The sequence below is a fragment of the Streptomyces sp. NBC_00996 genome (genome assembly GCF_045162675.1).
Classification (GTDB): domain Bacteria; phylum Actinomycetota; class Actinomycetes; order Streptomycetales; family Streptomycetaceae; genus Streptomyces.
Genome location: NZ_CP108723.1, coordinates 2,193,381 through 2,214,457 on the forward strand (window position 1 = coordinate 2,193,381; position 21,077 = coordinate 2,214,457).

The following is a 21,077-nucleotide window of genomic DNA, read 5'->3' on the forward strand; positions in this document are numbered from 1 at the left end:
TTGGTGCTGCTGTAGCAGTTGTTAGAGAGCCACTCCGAGGAGGGCGTCCACGGCGCGCGACACGACGCCGGGGGCGCCCTCGTCCGTGCCGCCCCGCTCGTGCTGGAGCGCGGCCCAGCGGTCGACCGCGGCGAGCGCCGCCGGCGCGTCCAGGTCGTTCGCCAGGGCGTCGCGGATCTCCTCGACGAGCGCGTCGGCGGACGGGCCGTCGGGCCGCGACACCGCCGCCCGCCAGTTCTCCACACGCGCGACGGCCTCTTCGAGGACGGAGTCCGTCCATTCCCAGTCGGCGCGGTAGTGGTGCGCGAGCAACGCGAGCCGTATGGCGGCCGGGTCGACGCCATCGTGCCGGAGCTTGGACACGAAGACCAGGTTGCCCTTGGACTTCGACATCTTCTCGCCGTCGAGGGCGACCATGCCGGCGTGCACGTACGCCTTGGCCATCGGGAACTCGCCGGTCAGCACCTGGGCGTGGGACGCGCCCATCTCGTGGTGCGGGAAGGCGAGGTCGGAGCCGCCGCCCTGGACGTCGAAGCCCATCCCGAGGTGGTCGAGGGCGATGGCGACGCACTCGATGTGCCAGCCGGGCCGGCCGCGGCCCAGCGAGCCGCCGTCCCAGCTCGGCTCGCCCTCGCGGGCCGCCATCCAGAGCATCGGGTCGAGCGGGTTCTTCTTGCCCGGACGGTCCGGGTCACCCCCGCGCTCGGCGGACAGCAGGCGCATCGCGGCGGCGTCCAGGTTGGACACCTGGCCGAAGTGCGGGTCGGACTCGACGGAGAAGTACACATCCCCTTCGAGCTCGTACGCCGCTCCCGCGTCCCGCAGCCGCTCGACGAGCGGCACGATGCCGGGTATCGCCTCGACGGCGCCGATGTAGTGCCGAGGCGGCAGCATCCGCAGGGCGGTCATGTCCTCACGGAAGAGGGCGGTCTCCTTCTCGGCGAGTCCCACCCAGTCGACGCCGTCGCGCTCCGCGCGCTCCAGGAGCGGGTCGTCGACGTCGGTCACGTTCTGGACGTAGTGAACCTGCCGCTTGGTGTCGAGCCACACGCGCTGAACGAGGTCGAACGCGTTGTAGGTCGCCGCGTGACCCATGTGGGTCGCGTCGTACGGCGTGATGCCGCACACGTAGATACGGGCGACGGGACCGGGGGCAAGGGTGACGAGGCCACCGGTCGCGGTGTCGTGGATCCGGAGGTCGCGGCCCTCACCGGGCAGGGCGGGGACCTCAGAAGCGGGCCAGGCATGCATGTCATGAGCCTAACCGGACGGAAGTTCCGCATACGAACCGGCCAGCACGTGATGGCCGAGCAGACACTCTTGCGCGACACCGGAGGGTGTGCTTTTGCGCACCTCGCCGGGGCGGCAGCCCACCCGTCCGAGCTACGGGCCATCGTGCCGCCCGGGAGGCAGCGCACCCGCCCCAACTGCGGGCAACCGTGCGCTGAGGCGGCAGCGCACCCGCCCCCAGCCACAGGCAACCGTGCCGCCGAGCCGACAGCTCGCCCGCCCCAGCCACAGGCAACCGTGCCGCCGGAGCGGCGCGGGTGGGCGCAGTGGCACCCGGCGAGCGCCGGTGAGCGCACCCACCCCAGCTCAGCCCCGGGACGTGGTCACCCTCACACCGGCGGCCAAGGAATCGCAGGCCACTCCCCACTCGGCTCCGGGTGCTTACCGGAGGCGAGCATCGCCGAGACGCGCGCGCGTGTGGCATCAATCTCCGCGGCAGTGATGAGTTCGGCCAGCCGAGTGGAAAGCGCTGCGCCGGACGCCAAGCCGTCCCTCAGGGACCCGAGCACGGACACCGCGTCCGCCGTCAGCGCCTCCCCCGCCCATCCCCACAACAGCGTGCGCAGCTTGTTCTCGGCGTTGAAGGTGACTCCGTGGTCGATCCCGTACAGCCGCCCCTCACCGACGGGCAACAGATGCCCGCCCTTGCGGTCGGCGTTGTTGATCACGGCATCGAGCACGGCGAGCCGCCGCAGCCGCACATCGTCGGCGTGCACCAACAGCGCCGTCTTCCCCTCACCGACCTCGGCGAAGCCAATCGCCTTCCAGCCCTCCTCGGGCTCCTCACGGTCCACCAGGGCGAGCAGCTCGGCCTCCGGGGAAGCCTCGATCCACAGCTGGCACATGCCCTCCCCGTACGGCCCGTCGCGCAGCACGGTGGGCGGCACGAGCCCCCATCCGGTCGCCTCGGACACCTCGTACGCCGCGACCTCGCGCTGCGCCAGCGTGCCGTCCGGGAAGTCCCACAGGGGCCGCTCCCCTGCGATCGGCTTGTAGACGCAGAACGCGTCCCGGCCCTCATAGGACACGGAGCAGTAGAGCACCGCGTTCGACGCCTCACGGATCCGTCCGCGTACCTTCAGCTCGCCCTCGGCGAGCAACTCGGCCGTGGTCACGCTCCGCGGCGGTATCCGTTCTGGCGCGGACATACGTGTCCTTCCGGGTCGAGCGGGAGGCTGCACAGCGGGCAGGGCGGCCGGCCCGCGTTGACGACGTCGAGGGCGCGCTTGGCGAAGGCCCGGGCCTGCGCGCCGGTGAGCCGGACCCGGAGCATCGGCGGACCGTTCTCCTCGTCCTGGAGCAGCCGCTCCTCGGCCTCGGCGAGGTCCTCCTCGGAGTCCGCGTCGAGCTCCACGAGGGCCTGCGCCTCGACGATCATGCGCTGCTCGTCACCGTCCCAGGCCAGCGCCATGGTGCCGACCCGGAACTCCTCCTCCACGGGGGTGTCGAGGGGCGCGGTGTCGGACACCTCGGTCGGGGCCACGGCCGGAACGGGCGCGCTGCCACCGGTGCGCCGTACGACCTCGTCGAGGAGCTCGTCCATGCGCTCGGCGAGCGCGGCGACCTGGGTCTTCTCCAGGGCCACGCTGGTCACCCGGGGCCCCGAGGATGCCTGCAGGAAGAAGGTACGGCGCCCGGGCAACCCGACCGTACCGGCCACGAAGCGGTCCGGGGGGTCGTAGAGGAACACCTGACGGGACACGTCCTGTCTCCATTGAATCGACATGAGGACCGGCTGACTGCTCCGGCCCGCATCGGCTGCTGAGAACCTGCTGACAACTACTGTGCTGCTTCGACCGCTTCACCCTACTGCGGCCGACGATCACGGTGCGCCCGCACCGCCCCCCACCGTGGCGTCTCCGCCTGGGGGTTCCTCGCGCGGCGCCAGGGACGCGAAGTCACCGGTGTCGCCGAGGCGTACGAGAAACGGCCTCATGCGTGTGTAACGGATCGCGGTGATGGAACACGGTTCGACAGAGATCCGCTGGAAGAGGTCGAGATGAAGTCCGAGTGCGTCCGCGACGAGGGATTTGATGATGTCGCCGTGCGAACACATGAGGTACACGGCATCACCGCCGTGATCGCGCTCCACGCGCGCGTTCCACTCGCGCACCGCCTCGGCGGCCCGTGTCTGCATGGCCCGCATCGACTCGCCGCCGGGGAACGCGGCCGCGGACGGATGCGCCTGTACGACCTCCATCAGCGGTTCGTCCTTCAGCTCGGCGAGCTTGCGGCCGGACCAGTCGCCGTAATGGGCCTCCCCGATGCGCTCGTCGGTGTGCACCCTCAGCTCGGGACGAGCGTCGAGCAGCGGCTGGATGGTCTCCTGGCAGCGCTGCAGGGGGCTGGTGACGACCTCGGAGATCGACAGCTCGGCGAGCCGCCCGGGCAGCGCCGCGGCCTGCTGGGCGCCGCGCTCGTCGAGGGCGACGCCGGGCGTCCAGCCGGCGAGCAGTCCCGCGGTGTTGGCGGTGGAACGTCCGTGCCGGACGAGGATCAGGGTGGGCATGCGGTCCAGCCTAGGCGCCCGCCGGGGTGCGTCTCCTGCCGGACGGCGGGACAATACTCTCCGTGATCGTCGACTGCGCCGTCTATCGTGACGGGCGCCGGACGGAGGGCCCCTTCGACCTCTCCGACGCCTTGGCGCAGTGCCGTGCCGGGCATGACGCATTCGTCTGGATCGGCCTGTACGAGCCCACGGAGAAGGAGTTCGACCGCGTCACGGAGGAGTTCGCACTGCACCCCCTGGCAATCGAGGACGCCCTCAAGGCGCATCAGCGCCCCAAGCTGGAGGTGTACGACGACTCGCTGTTCATGGTCCTCAAGCCGGTGGCGTACGACGCGGAGCACGACACCGTCTCGTCCGGCGAGGTCATGGTCTTCATCGGGGACTCGTTCGTCGTCACCGTGCGGCACGGTGAGGAGTCGCCCCTCGCGGCCGTGCGGCACCGGCTGGAAGAGGAGCCCGAGATGCTCCGGCACGGTCCGACGGCGGTGCTGTACTCGATCGCCGACGCCGTGGTCGACCACTACGTGGACGTCGCGGGCGAGCTGGGAACGGACTTGGAGGAGCTGGAGACGGAGGTGTTCTCGCCGTCCAGTGGCGGCTCCCGGAGCAGCGCGTCCCGGATCTACAACTTCAAGCGGCAGATCCTCGAGTTCCGCAGGGCCACGGGCCCGCTGGCCCAGCCGCTGGTCCGGCTCGCGGGCATCGGGCCCTTCCTGGCATCGCTGCCCTTTGTGCACGACAAGGCACAGCCGTTCTTCCGGGACGTCAGCGACCATCTGACGCGGGTGAACGAGATGGTCGAGGGTCTGGACCGGCTGGTCTCGGACATTCTCTCGGCGCATCTCGGGCAGATGACCGTGCGGCAGAACGACGACGTGCGGAAGATCTCCGCATGGGCGGCCATGGCCGCGGTCCCCACGATGATCGCCGGGATCTACGGGATGAATTTCGACCACATGCCGGAGCTGCACTGGCTGTGGTCGTATCCGGCACTGATCCTGGTGCTGGTCATGCTGGAACTCGGCCTGCATCGCCTCTTCAAGCGGCGGGGCTGGCTGTGACAGAACACATCGGGCTTCTCATGGGGATCGTGAGGGGTTCCACACACGCGTGAAGGTCGATCACGCGAACTCGGGAGCGGCCGCCGCCGGCCCGGCCAGTGCGTCGCGCCGCTCAGGCATCTTCAGGGAGACCATCCGGCGCCAGCCGGCGGCCCGCTCGTAGACGTAGACGGCGTGAATGCCCGCGGCGAGCGCCGCCACCTTGACCCTGGGCCAGCCGAGAATGTGCCCCATGTGGGCCATGACGGCGAGGCTGACGTCCCGGTAGATGCGGATCTCGGCGTGCGCGCACTCGCGCAGCGTCTGCTGAATGGCGCGGCCGTGCCCGGCGTACGCGAAACGCAGCAGTTCCTCGTGGCAGTAGGCGAGGTGGTCGTCCTCGTCGTTGGAGATCATCCTCACCGCACGGCCGATGTCCGGGTGGTGCGCGAAGTGCTTGCGCAGCAGCTCCATCTGCTCGGAGGCGCGCTGCTCGGTGACCCGGCTGTGGGCGAGATACGTGACGATGTCCTGCACGGTGAGCGGCTGGTCGTCCTTGAGCTTCTCGTGTGCGAGGCCGATGCCGCGCCGTTCCAGGAGCATGGTGTAGTCGGTGTCGGAGGGGACCTCGACGGGTTCCAGGCCGCGCCTCTTCATCAGGGCGTTGAAGATCCGCCCGTGTTTGTCCTCGTCGGCGCCGTGTCGAGCGATCTTGGGCGCGAGCGCGCGCTCGCTCCGCGGAACGAGGGTCGCGATCCGGCCGTTCTCCCAGCCCCCCTGCGATTCCCCACTGGCGGCGATGGAGCAGAACAGCCGGAACGACTCGTCGTCGTCGAGGATCTCCTGGAACAGACTCTTGGCCGAAAGCATCACGGACACCTTTCTGCAGGGTTACGCAGAAAACGAGTCAAATGGGATGCCAGGAGCGCGGCAACCGATGTGTCGGACAAATCCGCCAAACGACGGAGGAGGAGGGAGGCACGGGCGCGTAACCAAGGGGGCGCCGACGCGTTGTTCCTCGTGACGGCCGTGGCGGGGAAGACCCCCCGAGCCCCCACCACGGCCGTAGAAACTCTCCTTCGACCTGCTACTCCGCGCGTTACGCGAGCCCCGCCCGCTCCAGCGCGTCGGAACCGGCCCGGAGCGAGGCGAGCCGGTCGTCCAGCGTGAATCCCGCGGGCGCCAGTGTGAGCGTGGTGACCCCGGCGGCGGCATACGCCTTCATGCGGTCGGCGATGCGGTCGACGGAACCGAGCAGGGTGGTCTGGTCGATCAGGGCGTGCGGGACGGCGGCGGCCGCACCCTCCTTGTCGCCGGACAGGTACTTGTCCTGAATCTCGGCGGCTTCCTTCTCGTACCCCATGCGCTGGGCGAGCTGGTTGTAGAAGTTCTGCTTGCGGCTGCCCATGCCGCCGACGTACAGCGCGGTGTACGGGCGGAACATGTCGGCGAGCGCGGTCACGTTCTTGTCGTCGCCGAGGGCCAGCGGCAGCGTCGGGCAGACGTCGAAGCCCTCCATCGTCTTGCCGGCCTTCTCGCGGCCCGCGCGCAGATACTTGATCGCGGTGTCCTCGAGGTGGTCGGCGGAGGGGAAGATCAACAGCGCGCCGTCGGCGATCTCGCCGGTTTGCTCCAGGTTCTTGGGGCCGATCGCGGCGACGTACAGCGGGATGTGCTCGCGCTCGGGGTGCACGGTCAGCTTGATCGGCTTGCCCGGGCCACCGGGCAGCGGCAGCGTCCAGTGCTCGCCCTCGTACGAGAGGCGCTCGCGCGTCATCGCCTTCCGTACGATCTCCACGTACTCGCGGGTGCGCGCCAGCGGCTTGTCGAACTTGACGCCGTACCAGCCCTCGGAGACCTGCGGTCCGGAGACGCCGAGGCCGAGGCGGAAGCGTCCGCCCGACAGCGAGTCGAGGGTGGCGGCGGTCATCGCGGTCATCGCGGGCTGGCGGGCCGGGATCTGGAAGATGGCCGAGCCGACATCGATGCGCTCGGTCTGGGCGGCGACCCACGAGAGCACGGTCGCCGCGTCGGAGCCGTAGGCCTCGGCAGCCCAGCAGACGGCATATCCGAGCCGGTCCGCCTCCTGGGCGACGGCGAGATTGTCCGCGTCCATTCCGGCGCCCCAGTAGCCGAGGTTGATCCCGAGCTGCATGGCCGATCCCCTTACCGATCAGTAACGTCCCTTGTTCGGGAGACCCTAGCGCGCTGGTGGGCGCGGCGGCAGGGACGGGCTCGCACCGGCCCGAACCTCGTTGTCCACAGGGCCCCCACGTATCGAGTTCTGGCCAGTAATCTCGGCGTCCATGGAGCAGAGGTATCTCGGCCGTAACGGCCTGCGTGTGTCCCGGATCGGACTCGGCACCCTCACATGGGGGCGGGACACGGACGAGCATGACGCCGCGGACCTCTTGAAGGTCTTCTGGGAGGCGGGCGGGACCCTCGTCGACACCGCGGACGTGTACGGGGACGGGGAGGCCGAGTATCTGCTCGGACGCCTCACAGAGGGGCTCGTGCCGCGCCGGGACCTGGTCATCTCGACGAAGGCGGGCAGCGTGCCCGACCCCGACCGTCGCTTCGACGGCTCGCGCGGCCATCTGCTGTCGGCGCTCGACGACTCTCTCGCCCGCCTCGGCACGGACTACGTGGACCTGTGGCACGTCCACGCGTACGACCCCGACACCCCCCTGGACGAGACCCTTCACGCGCTCGACCTCGCGGTGAGCAGCGGCCGCGCGCGCTACGCGGGAGTGTCCAACTTCTGCGGCTGGCAGCTCGCCAAGGCGGCGACCTGGCAGCTCGCGGCGCCCGGGACACGGACACGCCTCGCCAGTACGCAGATGGAGTACTCCCTGCTCCAGCGCGGCGTCGAGCGGGAGGTACTGCCGGCCGCCCTCGACCTGGGCGTCGGACTGCTGCCCTCCTCACCGCTCGGGCGGGGTGTGCTCACGGGCAAGTACCGGGGCGGGACACCGTCCGACTCCCGGGGCGGCTCGGAGCACCTCGCGCCCTTCGTCGCGCCGTACCTGGACGACACGGCGAGCAGCATCGTGGACGCGGTGACGACCGCCGCGGACGGTCTCGCGGTGACCCCGCTCCAGGTGGCTCTCGCCTGGGTCCGCGACCGGCCCGGCGTCGCCGCCCCCATCGTCGGCGCGCGCAACGCGCAGCAGCTCACGGCGGCGTTGTCAGTGGAGACCCTTAGTCTTCCTGACGAGATCTGCCGGGCGCTCGACGACGTGTCCGCGCCGGTGCACCACTATCCCGATCACGACTGGAGCACGCTGTGAGCACGGAGCCCGAGACCACGGAGGAAGCGGAGCCGGGGACGCCGGGCGCGGACACGGCCGAAGGCGCCGAGGCAGCCGCGGACGACGCGGCCGCACCCGCCGAAGGCGGGGACGCGGAAGCCTCCGGGGACACCGAAGCCTCCGAAGGTGCCGCCCAGTTGTCCGAGGCCGAGGCCGAGCTGGCGGCCCAGCGTCTGGAGCGGGAGCGCATCGAGCGGCGGAAGGCCGAGAAGCAGGGGCCGGTCGAGGCCGGGGCCAAGCTCAGCGGGAAGGCCGCGGATCTGCTCGCGGCGGTGCGAGCCGTGGAGAGCGGTGAGAAGCCCGTGGCCACCGCGTTCCATGAGCCGGAGCCCGCGCCGCGCAGGGTTGCGCAGGAGCCCGTGCGGCGGCCGCAGCCCATGGCCTCCTCGGCGGCCGCACCGTCGGCGGCCGCACCGGAGACCGTGGAGGCCGTACGGGCCGTGCTGACCGAGGGCGGTGCGCCCGACGCGCTCGCCGCCCAGGTCGCCGCGGCCCTGGGCGAGGGTGCCGACGAGCAACTCCGCGACGACCCCTGGCAGTTGCTGCGCGTCTTCGGGGTACGGCCCGAGCAGGCCGACGGATTCGCCCGCGCGCTGCTCGGCGCGGAGTGCGGCCCGTCCGACGAGCGGCGCGGCCGGGCACTCACCGTCTGGCTCCTGGAGCAGGCTGCCCTCGCCGGACACACCGCCTTGGACGCCCCAGCGCTCACCGCCGCGCTCGCTCAGCGCGCGGTGCCGGACCCGGACGCGGCTGTACAGAGCACCCTGGCGGAGGGCGAGGCCCTGGTCTTCCAGGACGCGCTCGGCACGGCGGCGCCCGGTCAGGAGGAGGGTGCCGAGGAGGGCGAGGAGCGCCCGGTCCGCGTCCTGGTGGGCCTGGAGCGGTACGCCCTGGCCGAGGAGAGCCTCGCCGACGGACTGGCCCGGGTGATGAACTCCGTGCCGAAGGAGGACGGTTCGGCCGCCGAATGGGAGCAGGCCGCCACGTCGACCACGCGCTCCGCCGCCGAGCTGATCCGCGCGGTCGCGGGCCACGGCCTGGTCCTTCACACGGGCGGGGACGCGTCCCAGGCCGAAGCTGCGGTGCTGCTGCGCGCCGCGCGCGGTCTCGGCCTGCGCGGCTGGGCCGCCACGCACACTCCGGGCGGCCGCGACCGTTTCACGGCCCAGCCGGCCCTGCGCGACCTGCCGGACGACGCCGAAGAAGGCGTGGGCACGCCGGTCGCCACCGTCGCCGGGCTCCTTTCCGGCGCCGAGGGCCCGGGCCGTGACGCCGACGGCGCCTTCGATCTCGACCTCCTGGTCGTCCTGGACGCACCGCAGCTCGACGTCGAGACGGCGGCCGTGCTCGCCGAGTCGCTGCCGGACGGCGCGCGGCTGGTGCTGAGCGGGGACCCCGGGGTGCTGTGGTCGACGGGTCCGGGGAGGGTCTTCGCGGATCTGCTCGCCGCCCGTGCCTGCCCGCAGGTGGCTTCCCGGACGCCCGACCCCGGGCCCATCGGCGAGCTGGTCTCCGGGGTCGGGATCGGTGAGCTGAACCAGGTCGAGGCGCCCGGCAAGGAGGTCGTGATCGTCCCGGTGCGCGACGCCGGCGAGGCGGTGCACCGGACCGTGCAGCTGGTCGCGGACTCGGTGCCGCGCGCGATCGGCATCCCGGCCGAGCAGACGCAGGTGATCACGCCGGGGCACGGCGGTGCAGTCGGCACGCGCGCCCTCAACACCGCGCTCAAGGAGCGGCTGAACCCCGGTCCCGGCCGCTTCGGCGGCTTCGACCCGGGCGACCGGATCGCATACTCCCCCACGCCGGGGCGCTCGGTGCCGGGGCATGTGGTGAAGGCCGACGCCGAGGGGCTGCACCTGGAGTGCGCGGGGCTCCCCGTCGTCGTACCGAAGGAGCGGGTGGAGCAGTCCGTGCGGCACGGGTGGGCGCTCACGGCGCACCAGGCGGTCGGCTCGCGCTGGCCCGCCGTGGTCGTGGTGCTCCCCGGCGATGCCGCCCAGTCCCTGACCAGGCCCTGGGTGTACACGGCCTTCGGCCGCGCCGAGCGTCATCTGTCCGTGGTCCACGGGGTGGAGGGGGCCTTGCAGCGGGCGGTGGCGGAGGTGCCGCCGAAGCCGCGCACCACACGCCTGCCTGCCTTGCTCAAGGCGCAGGTACCGGCGGCCGGCTGAACCCCGGGCCGGAGTGCACCACCACTTGTGCCGGTCCTCCCGGCGCCGGGGGGACCGGGGAGGGGTGCGCTGCTCGGCGCTTACAAGGCGCCGCTTTCTGTGGGACCGCTGCCGCCCCAGCGGGACGATGGCCCGCAGCTGGGACGGCTGCCACGGCGGCCGGCCGTCGGCGCACGCACGCCCGGAGCCACAACGGCGGGACTCAGCGGTCCGCGTCCATGGGCTCCAGGTCGCCGTCGTGGCCGAGGTCGTCCTCCAGGTCGTCGTCCGACTCGTCGTCGAAGACCGCGCTGACGTCGAAGCGGCAGACCACGCGTTGCGGGTCGATCGCATCGAACGGGGTCTCCAGCCATTCGCCGGGCTCGGCGGGTTCGTCGGCGGCGGTCACCCAGAGTGTGGAGTCGCCCTCCTCCAGGCCGAACTCCTTGTGCCGGGAGGCGATCTCATCCGGTTCGAACTCGCCGAACAGGACCCCGAGCGCCCCATGGATCGTGCCGGCCGCCGCGTCGAAGCCCGCGGTGGCGGTGGCACCCTCCTCCTCGACGGCTTCCACACGCTGGGCCTGTGCCAGCAGTCGCTGCGGTTCCGCCACCGCGTAGTCCCGGCGGATCAGTACGCTCAGCGCATTCGGCTCCTCGGGGCCCGTGTACGGCGGCAGCGTGTCGTCGCTGCCGGGGATCTCGAAGGGCGTGACCTCGTCGTAGCGGTCGTAGAGGAGCTCGTCGTACTCCTCGGCCGCGGCGGCCAGCTCATTGAACGCCTCGTAGACGCCCGGGTCGTCTTCACCCGTCCTGCGCTCGACCGCGGCCAGGTGGCGGTCGAGCGCGGTCTTGACCGCCTCGGCGGCGGCGCGTACCTCGGCAGCGGTGGGCTGCACAGCATCAGACATAGTGCAGACGCTATCCGTACACGGGCTCTGCCCGCACAATAGATGCGATGCCGGAATACGAATTTGTCGACGTGTACGTACCTCGCGGGGTCTCCCGCAAGGAAACGACGCGCCTGCTGACGGACCATGCCGAGTACGGACACTGGGAATTGGACCGCCTGAGCCTGCTGCGCGACGGCAGCCGCAAGGTGAGGTTGCGCCGGAGGATCATCCGCCAGGTGCGCGCCACGTGGTGACGGAAGGCGGCTGAAAACGGAGTGGGCCACGCACTCGCGGGGCCCACTCCGTTCTCCACGCCACCAGGGAAGTTCGCGGCGTTACGATCTGGTTCGTACCGTTTTACGCCGCCGATCGCGCCCTGCGGTAGAGCACGGCACCCGCCAGCAGCGCGCCGGCGCCGATGGGCACGACCAAACCGAGCGGCAGGTCACTGCCGGTGTGCGCGAGCTGCGCGGTGCCCTGGGGCTGGGCGGCGGACTGCGCCCCCGGGTGGTTGGCATGCGAGGAGCCGCCCGGCGTCCTGCCTCCGGGGTTGGACGGCTGGCCCGGGTGGCCGGGATGACCCGGAGTGCCGGGCTGACTCGGCTGACCAGGGTGCCCAGGCTGACCAGGGTGCCCAGGCTGACCGGGGTGCCCGGGCTGACCCGGAGGCGGCGTCTCGTGACCGCCGCCGGGCGGAGTGGTGGAGTGACCGCCGCCCGTCCCGTTGGCGCAGTCGTTGCCCGCCGCCGCGTTGCCGATGCCGATCACATTGACGCTGTTGCCGCAGACGTTGACCGGCGCGTCGATCGGCACCTGCACGTGGTTGCCGGAGCCCACGCCCGGCGAGTCACTGGTGTGGCCGCCGGCCTGGGAGCCGCCGCCGGAGTGCGAGCCGGAGTCGCCCCCGGACGAACCGCTGCCGCCGCCGTGGTTGACGCACGTGTTGCCCATCGCCGGGTTGAGCACCCCGACGACGTTCACGGTGTTGCCGCAGACATTGACCGGCGCGTGCACCGGCGCCTGCACCGTGTTGCCCGACAGCACGCCGGGCGAGTCCGAACTGAAGCCGTTCGCACCCGAGTCGGCGTGTGCGTAGCCGCCCGTCGCGGCGAGTACGCCGGTCGCGGCCGCCACGGTCATCAGGCCCTTGCGGGTGACCTGTCGCATAGCTGTATCCCTGCCTTAGTCCTTGGCTTGGACCATCCGGAACGCGCACGCACCCCCAGTGCGTGTGCGGAAAGACCGTCGGCCCCGGAGCGCATGGCACGATCCGGGGCCGACGGGCTCAGAACCTCATGGGGTGAGGCACAACGTCACTTGTTGATGCAGGTGTTGCCGAAGGCGGGGTTCAGCAGCCCGATCACGGAGACCGTGTTGCCGCAGACGTTCACCGGGACGTGAACGGGCACCTGGATGACGTTGCCGGACACAACACCCGGGGAGTGCACGGCGGCACCCTGGGCACCCGAGTCGGCGACGGCCAGACCCGCACCCGCGAGAACCAGACCACCAGTGGCAGCCGCAGCAGCGACGACCTTCTTGATCATTATTCCTCCTTGTTGGCAAATGCGATCCCAAGTAGCGGATCACGTCACTTGTAACGAGGAGGGAGTAGTAGAGCTACGAGCTTATGGTCGCATTCACTCTTCTCAGTCGGTTCCGCACAGGCTGGCGAATACTGAAGTTTCGTTTCAGTAGGCGAATTCAGGACGCCCAACGGACGATTCAGGACGCGTCGATGAAGCGGTCGAGCACGCGTACGCCGAACTGCAGCGCATCCACCGGCACCCGCTCGTCGACGCCGTGGAACATGCCCGCGAAGTCCAACTCCGGCGGCAGCTTCAGCGGGGCGAACCCGAAGCAGCGGATGCCGAGGTCCGCGAAGGACTTGGCGTCGGTGCCGGCCGAGAGCATGTAGGGCACGGCACGCGCGATCGGGTCCTCGGCGGACAGCGCGGTCTGCATCGCGTCGACGAGTGCGCCGTCGAAGCTGGTCTCCAGCGCCTTGTCCGCGTGCACGTCCGCACGCTTGACGCACGGGCCGAGAATCCGGTCCAGGTCGGCGAGGAATTCCTCCTCGTACCCCGGCAGATAACGCCCGTCGACATGCGCGGTGGCCTGCCCGGGAATCACGTTGACCTTGTAACCGGCACCCAGCTGGGTCGGATTGGCGGTGTTCTGCAGCGAGGCGCCGATGAGCTTGGCGATTCCGCCGAGTCTGGCGAGCGTCTCGTCCATGTTCTCGGGGTCGAGTTCGGTGCCGAGCGCGTCGCCGAGTTCGTCGAGGAAGTGCCGCAGTGTCTTGGTGACGCGCACCGGGAACTTGTGCCGGCCGAGCCGCCCGACGGCCTCGGACAGCTCGGTGATCGCGTTGTCCTTGTGGATCATCGACCCGTGACCGGCGGTGCCGTCCACGGTCAGCTTCATCCAGTGCATGCCCTTCTGGGCGGTCTCGACGAGATACAGGCGCAGCTTCTCGTTGACCGTGAAGGAGAACCCGCCGACCTCACCGATCGCCTCCGTGACGCCCTCGAAGAGGTCCGGGTGGTTGTCGACCAGGTGCCGCGCACCCCATGTGCCGCCCGCTTCCTCGTCCGCGAGAAAGGCCAGGACGATGTCGCGCGGGGGCTTCCTGCCACTGCGCAGTCGGTCCCGTACGACCGCCAGCGTCATGGCGTCCATGTCCTTCATGTCGACCGCGCCGCGGCCCCACACCATGCCGTCCGCGATCTCGCCGGAGAAGGGGTCGTGGGTCCAGTCCGCCGCGTTCGCCGGGACGACGTCGGTGTGGCCGTGGATGAGCAGTGCGGGCCGCGAGGGGTCCTCGCCCTCGATACGGGCCACCGTGGAGGCGCGACCCCGGTGCGACTCGAAGATCTGCGGTTCGAGCCCCACCTCCGCGAGCTTCTCGGCCACGTACTCCGCGGCCTCGCGCTCACCGGGCCCGGAGTGGTCCCCGTAGTTGCTGGTGTCGATCCGGATCAGCTCGCGACAGAGGTCCACGACCTCGTCCTCGCCAGAGACGCTCCTGGCCGTGTTCGACTCGCTCACGCTGCTTCCTCCCACTGTCACTGCTGGTGGTCCCCCTCATCCTCTCTCCGACCCCCTCCCCTCCCCAAGGCCGGTCCCGGCCCGTCACACGCCGTTCACGCGGGAACAGGGCGTGATCAGGAGCCCTCGAAAGCCTGGTAATGTTTCCTCTGTCGCCGCGAGGGAAACCCGCGCGACAGACACCTTGTCCGGGTGGCGGAATGGCAGACGCGCTAGCTTGAGGTGCTAGTGCCCTTTATCGGGCGTGGGGGTTCAAGTCCCCCCTCGGACACATCGAGAAACCGACGAAACGGGCTCTCACCAGTGACGGAAGTCATGGTGAGAGCCCGTTTCTCGTTGTGGTGGTGGGCTGCGGCCCGGTCGAGGACGTGGCAGGGCCCCGGCCGTGAGATACCTCACCGCCGGGGCCCTGCTTCGTGTGCTGGGGGTTGTTTTCCGGGTGGTGCTGGGGTGGGGCTGGCCCGGTCAGGCAGCCGGCATCAGGTGGCCGGTGGGTGTCCAGCCGACCGACTCTTTGGTCTTCTGCCTGTGATGGTTGCGGCGGCGGGGGCGCTCGCCGCCGAGTGCGAGCGTCTCAAGCCACTTCTTGATCTTTCGGCGGTTCGCGTGGGCCAGCTGGAAGGCCAGGAGGATCGTCTGGGCCGCGATGCCACGGATGCGGCGTGAGCCTGCGGCTTCGATGCCTTCGGCGAGGGGGTTCTTGGCGTAGCCGTTGTAGCCCTCGACGCTGTTGCGGAGCCGGAAGTAGACCTTCTGCCATTCCGGGCCGCCGTACTCCAGTACCTGCCACTGCTTGGCCGCCGGCTTCCGGGCTGACCGTGATGGCGTTCTGGCGGCAGACCTTGATCGGGCCTGCTGGGCTGGGTTCCGGATCGATGAGGGGGAGGTGGATGCCGCGGCCCAGGGTGCGGGGCTTGATGGAGCACTGCTCGATCAGCCTCGGGCTTGATCATTCGCCTGCCGGACAACACTCCTCGTGCGATCAGTTCGGGCAGGGAAGCCACCGCTGCGGGATCGCCGGTGTATGAGCTCGCGGTCGGCCAGTTCGCGGAGGTTGCCTATACCTGCCCGTCAGCGGTCACGCGATGACGCATCACGATGGAGACAGCCGTGAGTGTGAGCGAGTGTGAGTACGTCCGTCGGCGCATCGGCCAGGGCGCAAAGCTGTGCAGGTCCCTGTAGCTCCCGTAAGTCGGCGTCCAGAATCCGCAGCCGAGCTCTCAATATCCATGGGCTGTAAGAGGGCTCGTCGCCCGTCACGAACCGAACCCGGCGGACGGAACCTCAGGTCCTGGTCGATCCGACCACTTTCTGGGAGCGCAACAGGTGGCCACTGTTCGATCTTGATCGAGTTGTGTCCTTTTCTGAGAAGGCGTCCGACGCCGTTACGTTCAACTGTGTAGCGAGAACGGGCGCGAGTGCTTGCATATGCAGTAGTAATCGAAACGGGCGGTGAATTCGGCGTCCGCAGGGTTTTCAATGGAGCGTCGGCGGACGTGCCTTCCTGTCGGGGGAGAGAGAAAGGGCTTTAGGGGCGGTTGCCTCCGGAGAACTTTGTCGTGCGGATTCGCTGCCTTTTCTTCATGCGTGACGGGGGGGAGATCGTCGTGGCGGTGGCCGGTGTCCACGTGCGGACCAGCATCAATGTTGTTGCCCGTGCGAATGTCTATTCCGCGAATGAAATCGTGCGCATTTTCTATGAGGTGGTATCCGACTTGGGGATGAACGTCACCGAACTCGCGGAGATCCAGCCCATCATCGAGAAGGGGCTGAGGGCCTGGCTCGCCATGCGCAAGCTCAAAGCGGCGTACCTGGAGGTCTTTGATCCGGTGACCCACGTGGTCCGGTGCCGTACGGATCTGAATATCGTGTACACCTCCGAGACCAATGAGCGGTACCGCACCGACATCGACCGGGTGAAAACGGAGACCAAGTCGCTGGGGAGATACCCGGGGTGCAAGTACCGGGTGGTCGTTTCGCTCGCGGACGGAGCGCCGGACGTAGAGGGTTGGGACACCACCACACTCGGCAGCGTGGACCATCTGACACAGCGCGACGTGGGCGATGTGATCGACACGGCCGCAGTGCAGTCCCGCATGTTCACGTGGTCCTGACATGTACTCAGGCGGAAGACCGGGGGAGAGCGACATGCGGGTGAACTACCTGCTGCACGGAGAGCGGCACCAGTTGAGCATCGAGGAGACCGACGACCTGGCGGAACTCTGCGGCCGTGTGGAGAAGGACCTGCGCGCCGCACACATGGAACTCGCAAGCGCACCGTACCTCACGGAGAAAGTGGCAGACGGGTTGTTGAACGGTCTGAGCACGGATGCCGACGAGGCGGATCTGGGAGAGGTCGTATGACGGAGACAGACACCGAACTGCTCGTCGTGTCCTGGCTGCCCGAGGCGCGTGAACGTCTGCTGAGTTCCTGGGACGCGGTGTGCCTGCCGGCTGGCATCAAGGGTCTCCTCCTGTCGTACACGCGTACCCTCAGTCGGCTGTCGAAGGTTCCGAGCCAGGCGTTGGGGCTGCGCCGCAGCGTGCTGTTGTACGGGCCGCCGGGGTGCGGGAAGACCAGCCTGGCCCGTGGCCTGCCCGCGGCGTTCGCGGCGGCTTCCCCGACGACAGCGGTGGCTTTTCTGCATGTCAACACTCACGCGTTGTTCAGTGGTGTGCGCGGGGGCGGACAACAGCGCGTGATCCAGGCGTTCGCCCGCATCAGGGAGACCGCGCAGTCGGACGTTCCGTTGTTCGTGCTTCTGGACGAAGTGGAGACGCTGGGTACTGACCGTTCGGCGATCAGTCTCGAATCCAACCCCGTGGACGCCCTGTTCCAGGTGAACGCGTTCATGGAGTCCCTGGACCGGTGCGTGGAGGAGTGTCCCGGCGTGATGTTCGTGCTGACGACGAACACACCGCGTTCGCTGGACCGGGCGGTGCGGGAGCGCGTCGACTTCGCCATCAAGATTCCGTTGCCCGACGCCGAGGCCCGCTCCAGCATCCTGCGGGACTCGCTCGGTGCCCTGGCCGTCGCCTACGACGTAGGTGCGGCGCTCACGTCCGCCCGGGACGAGGACGGAGCGTGGCGCGAACTGGTCCGGCGGACCGAGGGGTTGTCGGGCCGGGCGCTGAGGCACGTCATGGTCCTCGCCGGAGCTCTCGCCGATGTGTCCCCGGTGATCGGCATGGAGCAGTTGGGCATGGCACTGGACCAGATTCAGGACGTCGAGGGCGACCTCCTGCGCAGCGGCGGCAGCTATGTAGAGGCGTATCAGAACGGCGGGAAGCAGCTGTGAGATTCGAACGTGTCATAGTACAGGGTCCCTTGCGCTCCACCAGCCAGGTCTGCGAGGAACTGACCGGGTTCCTCGAACGATGCCTGACAGAGTTCGGACATCCGGGCGCCACGCAGGTGCGGTCCGTCCTCGGTCCCGCTCAGCCGCTGCTGCGAACCCTCACCACGAGAAGGAGCTTTCCCGATCCGGCAGCGGTCTCGCTCCATGTGGCCGAGGTGGAGGTCCTGGTACGCATCAGCTACGACCCCGAGGTGGCCGACCATCTTGCGATTCCGATCGTCAAACCGCTCTCCGGTGAAGACAGCAGTCAAGGAGCCCTCGTCGTCGTCCACTCTGCTTCGGAGGTGGAACCGATAGTGCGCGATGCCGCGGGGTCCGCAGGGCACGACACTCTCCGATTGGAGGTACGGCTCGCTGCGCCCGAGCCGACACCGGAGCCCGACGTCGTACCGAGTGCGACGCAGGCCGGCAGTCCTGCTGAGCTCGTGCCCGACGAGGCAGTGACCACTCAGGCCCCGTTGCCGGTGGACGATCCGTACGGCAACGACATCCTGCTCGGCTGTGAGGATGCGCAGCAGGGCATTCCGGAGCCGGTTGTGCCGCCGCAGTCCAGGGAGCCAACAGCCACGCATCCGTCCGCGGTGTTCGGTGAAGAGGCGGAAGCGGGTGCCCCGGCGCCCGTGGGGCAGGACAGCGGCCCGGACGACGGAGTACCGGGCGGTGCGAGGCCCGACCCCACGGGCGCGAGGCCATACGAACCATGACCGCGCCGTGCCCGGGGCGAGTCCGAGAGGTGGCCGCGGCGAGGGCTTCCGAGTGGTCCCGTGGTTCGCGGGCGTCGTGCCCCGACGGTGCTGGTTTCCGCCGCAGCGCTGTCGGTTCCCGCGAGAACGGGGAGGGCGGTGCCACCGGACCTTCCGGGGTGGTTCATGAGGGTCGGCAATCCGTAGCACGCGAGCCGGATGTCCCGGCATCCACAACCGCGGCACGGCCGGGGAACCACCTGCGGCGCATTGGTGATCAGAGGACGCAGGACGGCGCTGCTCGATACCGACGAAGACGAACCGGATGCCGGCCAGTCCGTCTCGGCCCACCAGGCCACGTGCTCGGGCCCGTCGGGCGTCTGGCCGAGCGTCCGGGGGCCTCCGTCTGGGCGACTGCGTACAGCAGTACTCCTTTCGACCGCGTACGAAGTGGACCGAGTACATCGTGTCCAGCCGCAGCCGAGGCAGAACGTATCCGGTCGAGGGTCCCCCGACTCCGCCAGGACGACGGCGAGGCCACTACTGCTCCGAAACTCAAAGGGGTCTTTTCGAGGGTGCAGCGCACGCGTAGGCCGTGAAAGAACCTGCGGGTTTCGGTGGCGATTTGGGCCTGGTCGCGGGCCCAGTCGTGCACGAGCAGGCTGCGCTTGAGGTAGGCGCGGACATCGCTTGTCCGGCGCGGAACGGGACGAGGAGTTCCGCTTCCTCGCCCGCCGGGCCGGGGTCGACCCCGGCCCGCGCACCCGGGCCCGCTCATGGGCCAAGGGCGAGTACTCCGGGCCGTCCCGGGACAGCGAACTGGTGCGGCGCCCGGCCGCGACCGAACGGCACCCGTACCACTGGGCGCCCTTCATCCATGTGGGGGTGTGAGATGACCTTGAGAGCCGTACTGATCGGCGCGCAGACCTACGGTCTGACCGGCGTGCACGCCGATGTCGAGCTGATGCGCCGTGTCCTCGCGGACCGCGGGTTCACCGACCTGGACGTCCGTACCGAGGAGCGAGCCCGATACGCGGGCATCACGGAGGGCATGGCCCGGCTGCGGGGTGTCGTCCGGCCGGGTGACGGGGTGGTCATCTACTACTCGGGGCACGGTGGGCTGTCGGACGGGCTGCAGTACCTGGTGCCCGTCGACATGGGCCAGAGCACCTCCACCGACTTCCGCGGCTACCTCGCGGAGGAACTCACCGCAGCCGTGCGCGCGATCACCGCGGTCACGTGCAACGTCACCTGTGTCCTCGACTCCTGTCACTCGGGCGGAGCGGTACGGGAGGCGGCGTACGAATCGGACCGGTGGGCGCTGAAGTCCGTACGGCTGCCACGCGTCCCCCCGGACGCGGCGCTCGCCCGCGCTGCCCTTCTGGCCGGCTCGGACGACCCACTGGTGCCGAACGTGGTACGGCTGACGGCGTGCGAGCAGCACGGCTCGGCGTACGAGGCCGAACTCCGCCCCGGGGCCGGTCGACAGGGGGTGTTCACCGCGGTCCTCGCCGACCTGCTCGACGCCACCGCGGGCCGTCCGGTTCCCTGGACGACGCTGGTGGCCCGGGCCCGCGACCGGATAAAGCAGCAGCAAGTGCTTCAGTGGCCCGATGCGGGAGGGCCCTCGGGGCGGCTGCCGTTCCTTCTGGAGGAGCCCGCCGAGCCGGAGCGTCTTCCCCTGCTACGGCGGGAGGGGCGGTTCCGTGTTCCGGGCGGGGCCCTTTTCGGGCTCGGCCCCGAGGACGAGGTCAGGATGGTGTTCCCCGCTGACACTCCGGCGAACGAGGGTCGGGAGACATCGGTGCCGGCGACCGTGGAGGAGATGCACGGGGGCGACGCGGTGCTGCGCGCCGAGCCGGCCGCGGGCCGGGGGCCGCAGGCGGGCGAGTTGTCGAGCTCGTTGGTGCCGTCCGGCTCGTACGCGCTCGCCGTACGGGTGCACGACCGTCGGCAGGTGCTGATCGACGCCGTCGGCCCGTTCGCCGACGCACTGCGCAAGGAACTCGTTCGCTCGCCACGCCTGGCGGAGACACGCGAGCCGAACGAGGCCTTCGCCGTCGTACGGGTCCGCGACGGCAGGCCCGAGGTGCTGGACCGGGCGGGGCTGCCCGCGCGCAGGCCGACCGATCCGGCGTACTCCGATGCCTCCAGGCTGATAACGCTTCTGGACGAGCTGGCCAGAGGCGAACGCGTGCGGTGGCTGCGCGACCCCCGGGACTCGAGCCGTCTCGACGCCGAACCGGACGTCCTGTTCGAGGCCCGGAGGTCCACGCGCAACGGTGACTGGCGCGTGATCAAGCCCATGGGTGAGCGCTTGTACGACGGTGACCTCTATCGGCTCACGGTGAACAATCGCTCAGGCACACCGTTGTATTTCTGGGTGATCGGGGTAGGACTGAGCGGCCGCACGGCGCTGGTGACGAATGACCAGCCCAGTGGCTACCGGACGGAGCCCCACACCCACCGTGCGACTGCCCCCGTGCGGGTGTACTGGCCTTCGGACGTACCCGAGCGAGGCCCTCGCCCTGAGACGGTCCACGTGATCGTGGGCGACCGCCGGATGGACCTCAGCGCCCTCGCCTCGCGCGAGGCCCGCGACCGATCCGCGCACACGTCCGACTCCGCCCTGGGCGCCCTGCTCCAGGAGGTCTGGGACGGAGTGCGGGACTCGCAGATGGTCGTGGGCGAGGAATTCCGGTACCGCGTGTGGACCGTGCACGCCGACGCGCTGCCCCGGATCCAGGAGGTTGGCACGTGATCCCGTCGGTCTCCTACGGTGTACCGGGTAC

20 protein-coding genes and 1 tRNA gene are annotated in these 21,077 nt (G+C 69.8%); 11 read left to right on the top strand and 10 right to left on the bottom strand.

Annotation, left to right across the window (positions count from 1 at the left end; all coding sequences use genetic code 11):
• Positions 1–21: 21 nt before the first annotated feature.
• From mshC to OG390_RS10520, 4 genes are all read right to left on the bottom strand, one after another.
• A complete protein-coding gene (gene mshC / locus OG390_RS10505; RefSeq protein ID WP_406166905.1) occupies positions 22–1,251 on the bottom strand; it encodes a cysteine--1-D-myo-inosityl 2-amino-2-deoxy-alpha-D-glucopyranoside ligase in 1,230 nt (409 codons plus the stop codon).
• Between the two features lie 368 nt (positions 1,252–1,619).
• Positions 1,620–2,438, bottom strand: a complete 819-nt coding sequence (locus OG390_RS10510; protein ID WP_406166907.1) for an SCO1664 family protein — start codon at positions 2,436–2,438, stop codon at positions 1,620–1,622.
• Positions 2,402–2,992, bottom strand: a complete 591-nt coding sequence (locus OG390_RS10515; protein ID WP_189187836.1) for a DUF3090 domain-containing protein — start codon at positions 2,990–2,992, stop codon at positions 2,402–2,404. The genes OG390_RS10510 and OG390_RS10515 overlap by 37 nt, the downstream gene beginning before the upstream one ends.
• A 120-nt stretch (positions 2,993–3,112) precedes the next feature.
• The gene (locus OG390_RS10520) at positions 3,113–3,799 is read right to left on the bottom strand and encodes a histidine phosphatase family protein (RefSeq protein WP_406166909.1); all 687 of its coding nucleotides are present in this window, start codon (positions 3,797–3,799) and stop codon (positions 3,113–3,115) included.
• Positions 3,800–3,861: 62 nt separating this feature from the next.
• Here OG390_RS10520 and corA point away from each other — a divergent pair, with 62 nt between their 5' ends.
• Complete coding sequence (gene corA, locus OG390_RS10525; RefSeq protein ID WP_406166911.1) at positions 3,862–4,860, top strand: magnesium/cobalt transporter CorA; 999 nt, start codon at positions 3,862–3,864, stop codon at positions 4,858–4,860.
• Between the two features lie 60 nt (positions 4,861–4,920).
• Here corA and OG390_RS10530 read toward each other — a convergent pair whose 3' ends face one another.
• On the bottom strand, positions 4,921–5,709 hold the full coding sequence (locus OG390_RS10530) for a ferritin-like domain-containing protein (RefSeq protein ID WP_406166912.1): 789 nt from the start codon (positions 5,707–5,709) through the stop codon (positions 4,921–4,923).
• A 229-nt stretch (positions 5,710–5,938) separates the two neighbouring features.
• On the bottom strand, positions 5,939–6,994 hold the full coding sequence (locus OG390_RS10535; RefSeq protein ID WP_399076701.1) for an LLM class F420-dependent oxidoreductase: 1,056 nt from the start codon (positions 6,992–6,994) through the stop codon (positions 5,939–5,941).
• A gap of 151 nt (positions 6,995–7,145) precedes the next feature.
• On the opposite strand from OG390_RS10535, the gene OG390_RS10540 reads away from it, so the two are divergent.
• Entirely contained in the window at positions 7,146–8,129 is a 984-nt protein-coding gene (locus OG390_RS10540; protein ID WP_406166914.1) for an aldo/keto reductase, read from the top strand.
• A complete protein-coding gene (locus OG390_RS10545; RefSeq protein WP_406166916.1) occupies positions 8,126–10,321 on the top strand; it encodes a helix-hairpin-helix domain-containing protein in 2,196 nt (731 codons plus the stop codon). The genes OG390_RS10540 and OG390_RS10545 overlap by 4 nt, the downstream gene beginning before the upstream one ends.
• A 202-nt stretch (positions 10,322–10,523) precedes the next feature.
• Here OG390_RS10545 and OG390_RS10550 read toward each other — a convergent pair whose 3' ends face one another.
• Positions 10,524–11,210 carry a hypothetical protein gene (locus tag OG390_RS10550; protein ID WP_399076709.1) on the bottom strand — a complete coding sequence of 229 codons (687 nt, stop codon included), beginning with the start codon at positions 11,208–11,210 and terminating at the stop codon, positions 10,524–10,526.
• Positions 11,211–11,257: 47 nt separating this feature from the next.
• Between OG390_RS10550 and OG390_RS10555 the strand changes: the two genes are divergently transcribed.
• Positions 11,258–11,446 carry a DUF5703 family protein gene (locus OG390_RS10555; protein ID WP_028801646.1) on the top strand — a complete coding sequence of 63 codons (189 nt, stop codon included), beginning with the start codon at positions 11,258–11,260 and terminating at the stop codon, positions 11,444–11,446.
• Between the two features lie 103 nt (positions 11,447–11,549).
• On the opposite strand, the gene OG390_RS10560 is transcribed toward OG390_RS10555, so the two are convergent.
• From OG390_RS10560 to OG390_RS10570, 3 genes are all read right to left on the bottom strand, one after another.
• Positions 11,550–12,359, bottom strand: a complete 810-nt coding sequence (locus OG390_RS10560) for a chaplin (protein ID WP_406166918.1) — start codon at positions 12,357–12,359, stop codon at positions 11,550–11,552.
• A gap of 146 nt (positions 12,360–12,505) precedes the next feature.
• Positions 12,506–12,739, bottom strand: a complete 234-nt coding sequence (gene chpH / locus OG390_RS10565) for a chaplin ChpH (RefSeq protein ID WP_010988036.1) — start codon at positions 12,737–12,739, stop codon at positions 12,506–12,508.
• 178 nt (positions 12,740–12,917) lie between these two features.
• A complete protein-coding gene (locus OG390_RS10570) occupies positions 12,918–14,243 on the bottom strand; it encodes a M20/M25/M40 family metallo-hydrolase (protein WP_406166920.1) in 1,326 nt (441 codons plus the stop codon).
• A gap of 186 nt (positions 14,244–14,429) precedes the next feature.
• Between OG390_RS10570 and OG390_RS10575 the strand changes: the two genes are divergently transcribed.
• From OG390_RS10575 to OG390_RS10605, 7 genes are all read left to right on the top strand, one after another.
• A tRNA-Leu gene (locus tag OG390_RS10575) sits at positions 14,430–14,514 on the top strand.
• A gap of 1,336 nt (positions 14,515–15,850) precedes the next feature.
• Positions 15,851–16,357, top strand: a complete 507-nt coding sequence (locus OG390_RS10580; protein ID WP_406166922.1) for a hypothetical protein — start codon at positions 15,851–15,853, stop codon at positions 16,355–16,357.
• Between the two features lie 34 nt (positions 16,358–16,391).
• Complete coding sequence (locus OG390_RS10585; protein ID WP_406166924.1) at positions 16,392–16,607, top strand: hypothetical protein; 216 nt, start codon at positions 16,392–16,394, stop codon at positions 16,605–16,607.
• Positions 16,604–17,542 (top strand): AAA family ATPase, encoded by a 939-nt coding sequence (locus OG390_RS10590; protein WP_406166926.1) that lies wholly within the window; start codon positions 16,604–16,606, stop codon positions 17,540–17,542. Before OG390_RS10585 ends, OG390_RS10590 begins: the two co-directional genes overlap by 4 nt.
• Positions 17,543–17,571: 29 nt before the next feature.
• Entirely contained in the window at positions 17,572–18,306 is a 735-nt protein-coding gene (locus OG390_RS10595; protein ID WP_406166927.1) for a hypothetical protein, read from the top strand.
• A 669-nt stretch (positions 18,307–18,975) separates the two neighbouring features.
• Positions 18,976–19,176, top strand: coding sequence for a hypothetical protein (locus OG390_RS10600; protein WP_406166929.1), 201 nt, complete (start codon positions 18,976–18,978; stop codon positions 19,174–19,176).
• A gap of 1 nt (position 19,177) precedes the next feature.
• Positions 19,178–21,046, top strand: a complete 1,869-nt coding sequence (locus OG390_RS10605; RefSeq protein WP_406166931.1) for a caspase domain-containing protein — start codon at positions 19,178–19,180, stop codon at positions 21,044–21,046.
• The last annotated feature ends 31 nt before the right edge of the window (positions 21,047–21,077 follow it).

What these genes read in the sequence shown, in the direction of transcription:
- chpH (WP_010988036.1), bottom strand. Translation starts at nt 12,739, where the DNA reads ATGATCAAGAAGGTCGTCGCTGCTGCGGCTGCCACTGGTGGTCTGGTT.
- OG390_RS10520 (WP_406166909.1), bottom strand. Translation starts at nt 3,799, where the DNA reads ATGCCCACCCTGATCCTCGTCCGGCACGGACGTTCCACCGCCAACACC.
- OG390_RS10540 (WP_406166914.1), top strand. Translation starts at nt 7,146, where the DNA reads ATGGAGCAGAGGTATCTCGGCCGTAACGGCCTGCGTGTGTCCCGGATC.
- OG390_RS10585 (WP_406166924.1), top strand. Translation starts at nt 16,392, where the DNA reads ATGCGGGTGAACTACCTGCTGCACGGAGAGCGGCACCAGTTGAGCATC.
- OG390_RS10535 (WP_399076701.1), bottom strand. Translation starts at nt 6,994, where the DNA reads ATGCAGCTCGGGATCAACCTCGGCTACTGGGGCGCCGGAATGGACGCG.
- OG390_RS10555 (WP_028801646.1), top strand. Translation starts at nt 11,258, where the DNA reads ATGCCGGAATACGAATTTGTCGACGTGTACGTACCTCGCGGGGTCTCC.
- OG390_RS10550 (WP_399076709.1), bottom strand. Translation starts at nt 11,210, where the DNA reads ATGTCTGATGCTGTGCAGCCCACCGCTGCCGAGGTACGCGCCGCCGCC.
- mshC (WP_406166905.1), bottom strand. Translation starts at nt 1,251, where the DNA reads ATGCATGCCTGGCCCGCTTCTGAGGTCCCCGCCCTGCCCGGTGAGGGC.
- OG390_RS10560 (WP_406166918.1), bottom strand. Translation starts at nt 12,359, where the DNA reads ATGCGACAGGTCACCCGCAAGGGCCTGATGACCGTGGCGGCCGCGACC.
- OG390_RS10590 (WP_406166926.1), top strand. Translation starts at nt 16,604, where the DNA reads ATGACGGAGACAGACACCGAACTGCTCGTCGTGTCCTGGCTGCCCGAG.
- OG390_RS10605 (WP_406166931.1), top strand. Translation starts at nt 19,178, where the DNA reads ATGACCTTGAGAGCCGTACTGATCGGCGCGCAGACCTACGGTCTGACC.
- OG390_RS10530 (WP_406166912.1), bottom strand. Translation starts at nt 5,709, where the DNA reads ATGCTTTCGGCCAAGAGTCTGTTCCAGGAGATCCTCGACGACGACGAG.
- OG390_RS10510 (WP_406166907.1), bottom strand. Translation starts at nt 2,438, where the DNA reads ATGTCCGCGCCAGAACGGATACCGCCGCGGAGCGTGACCACGGCCGAG.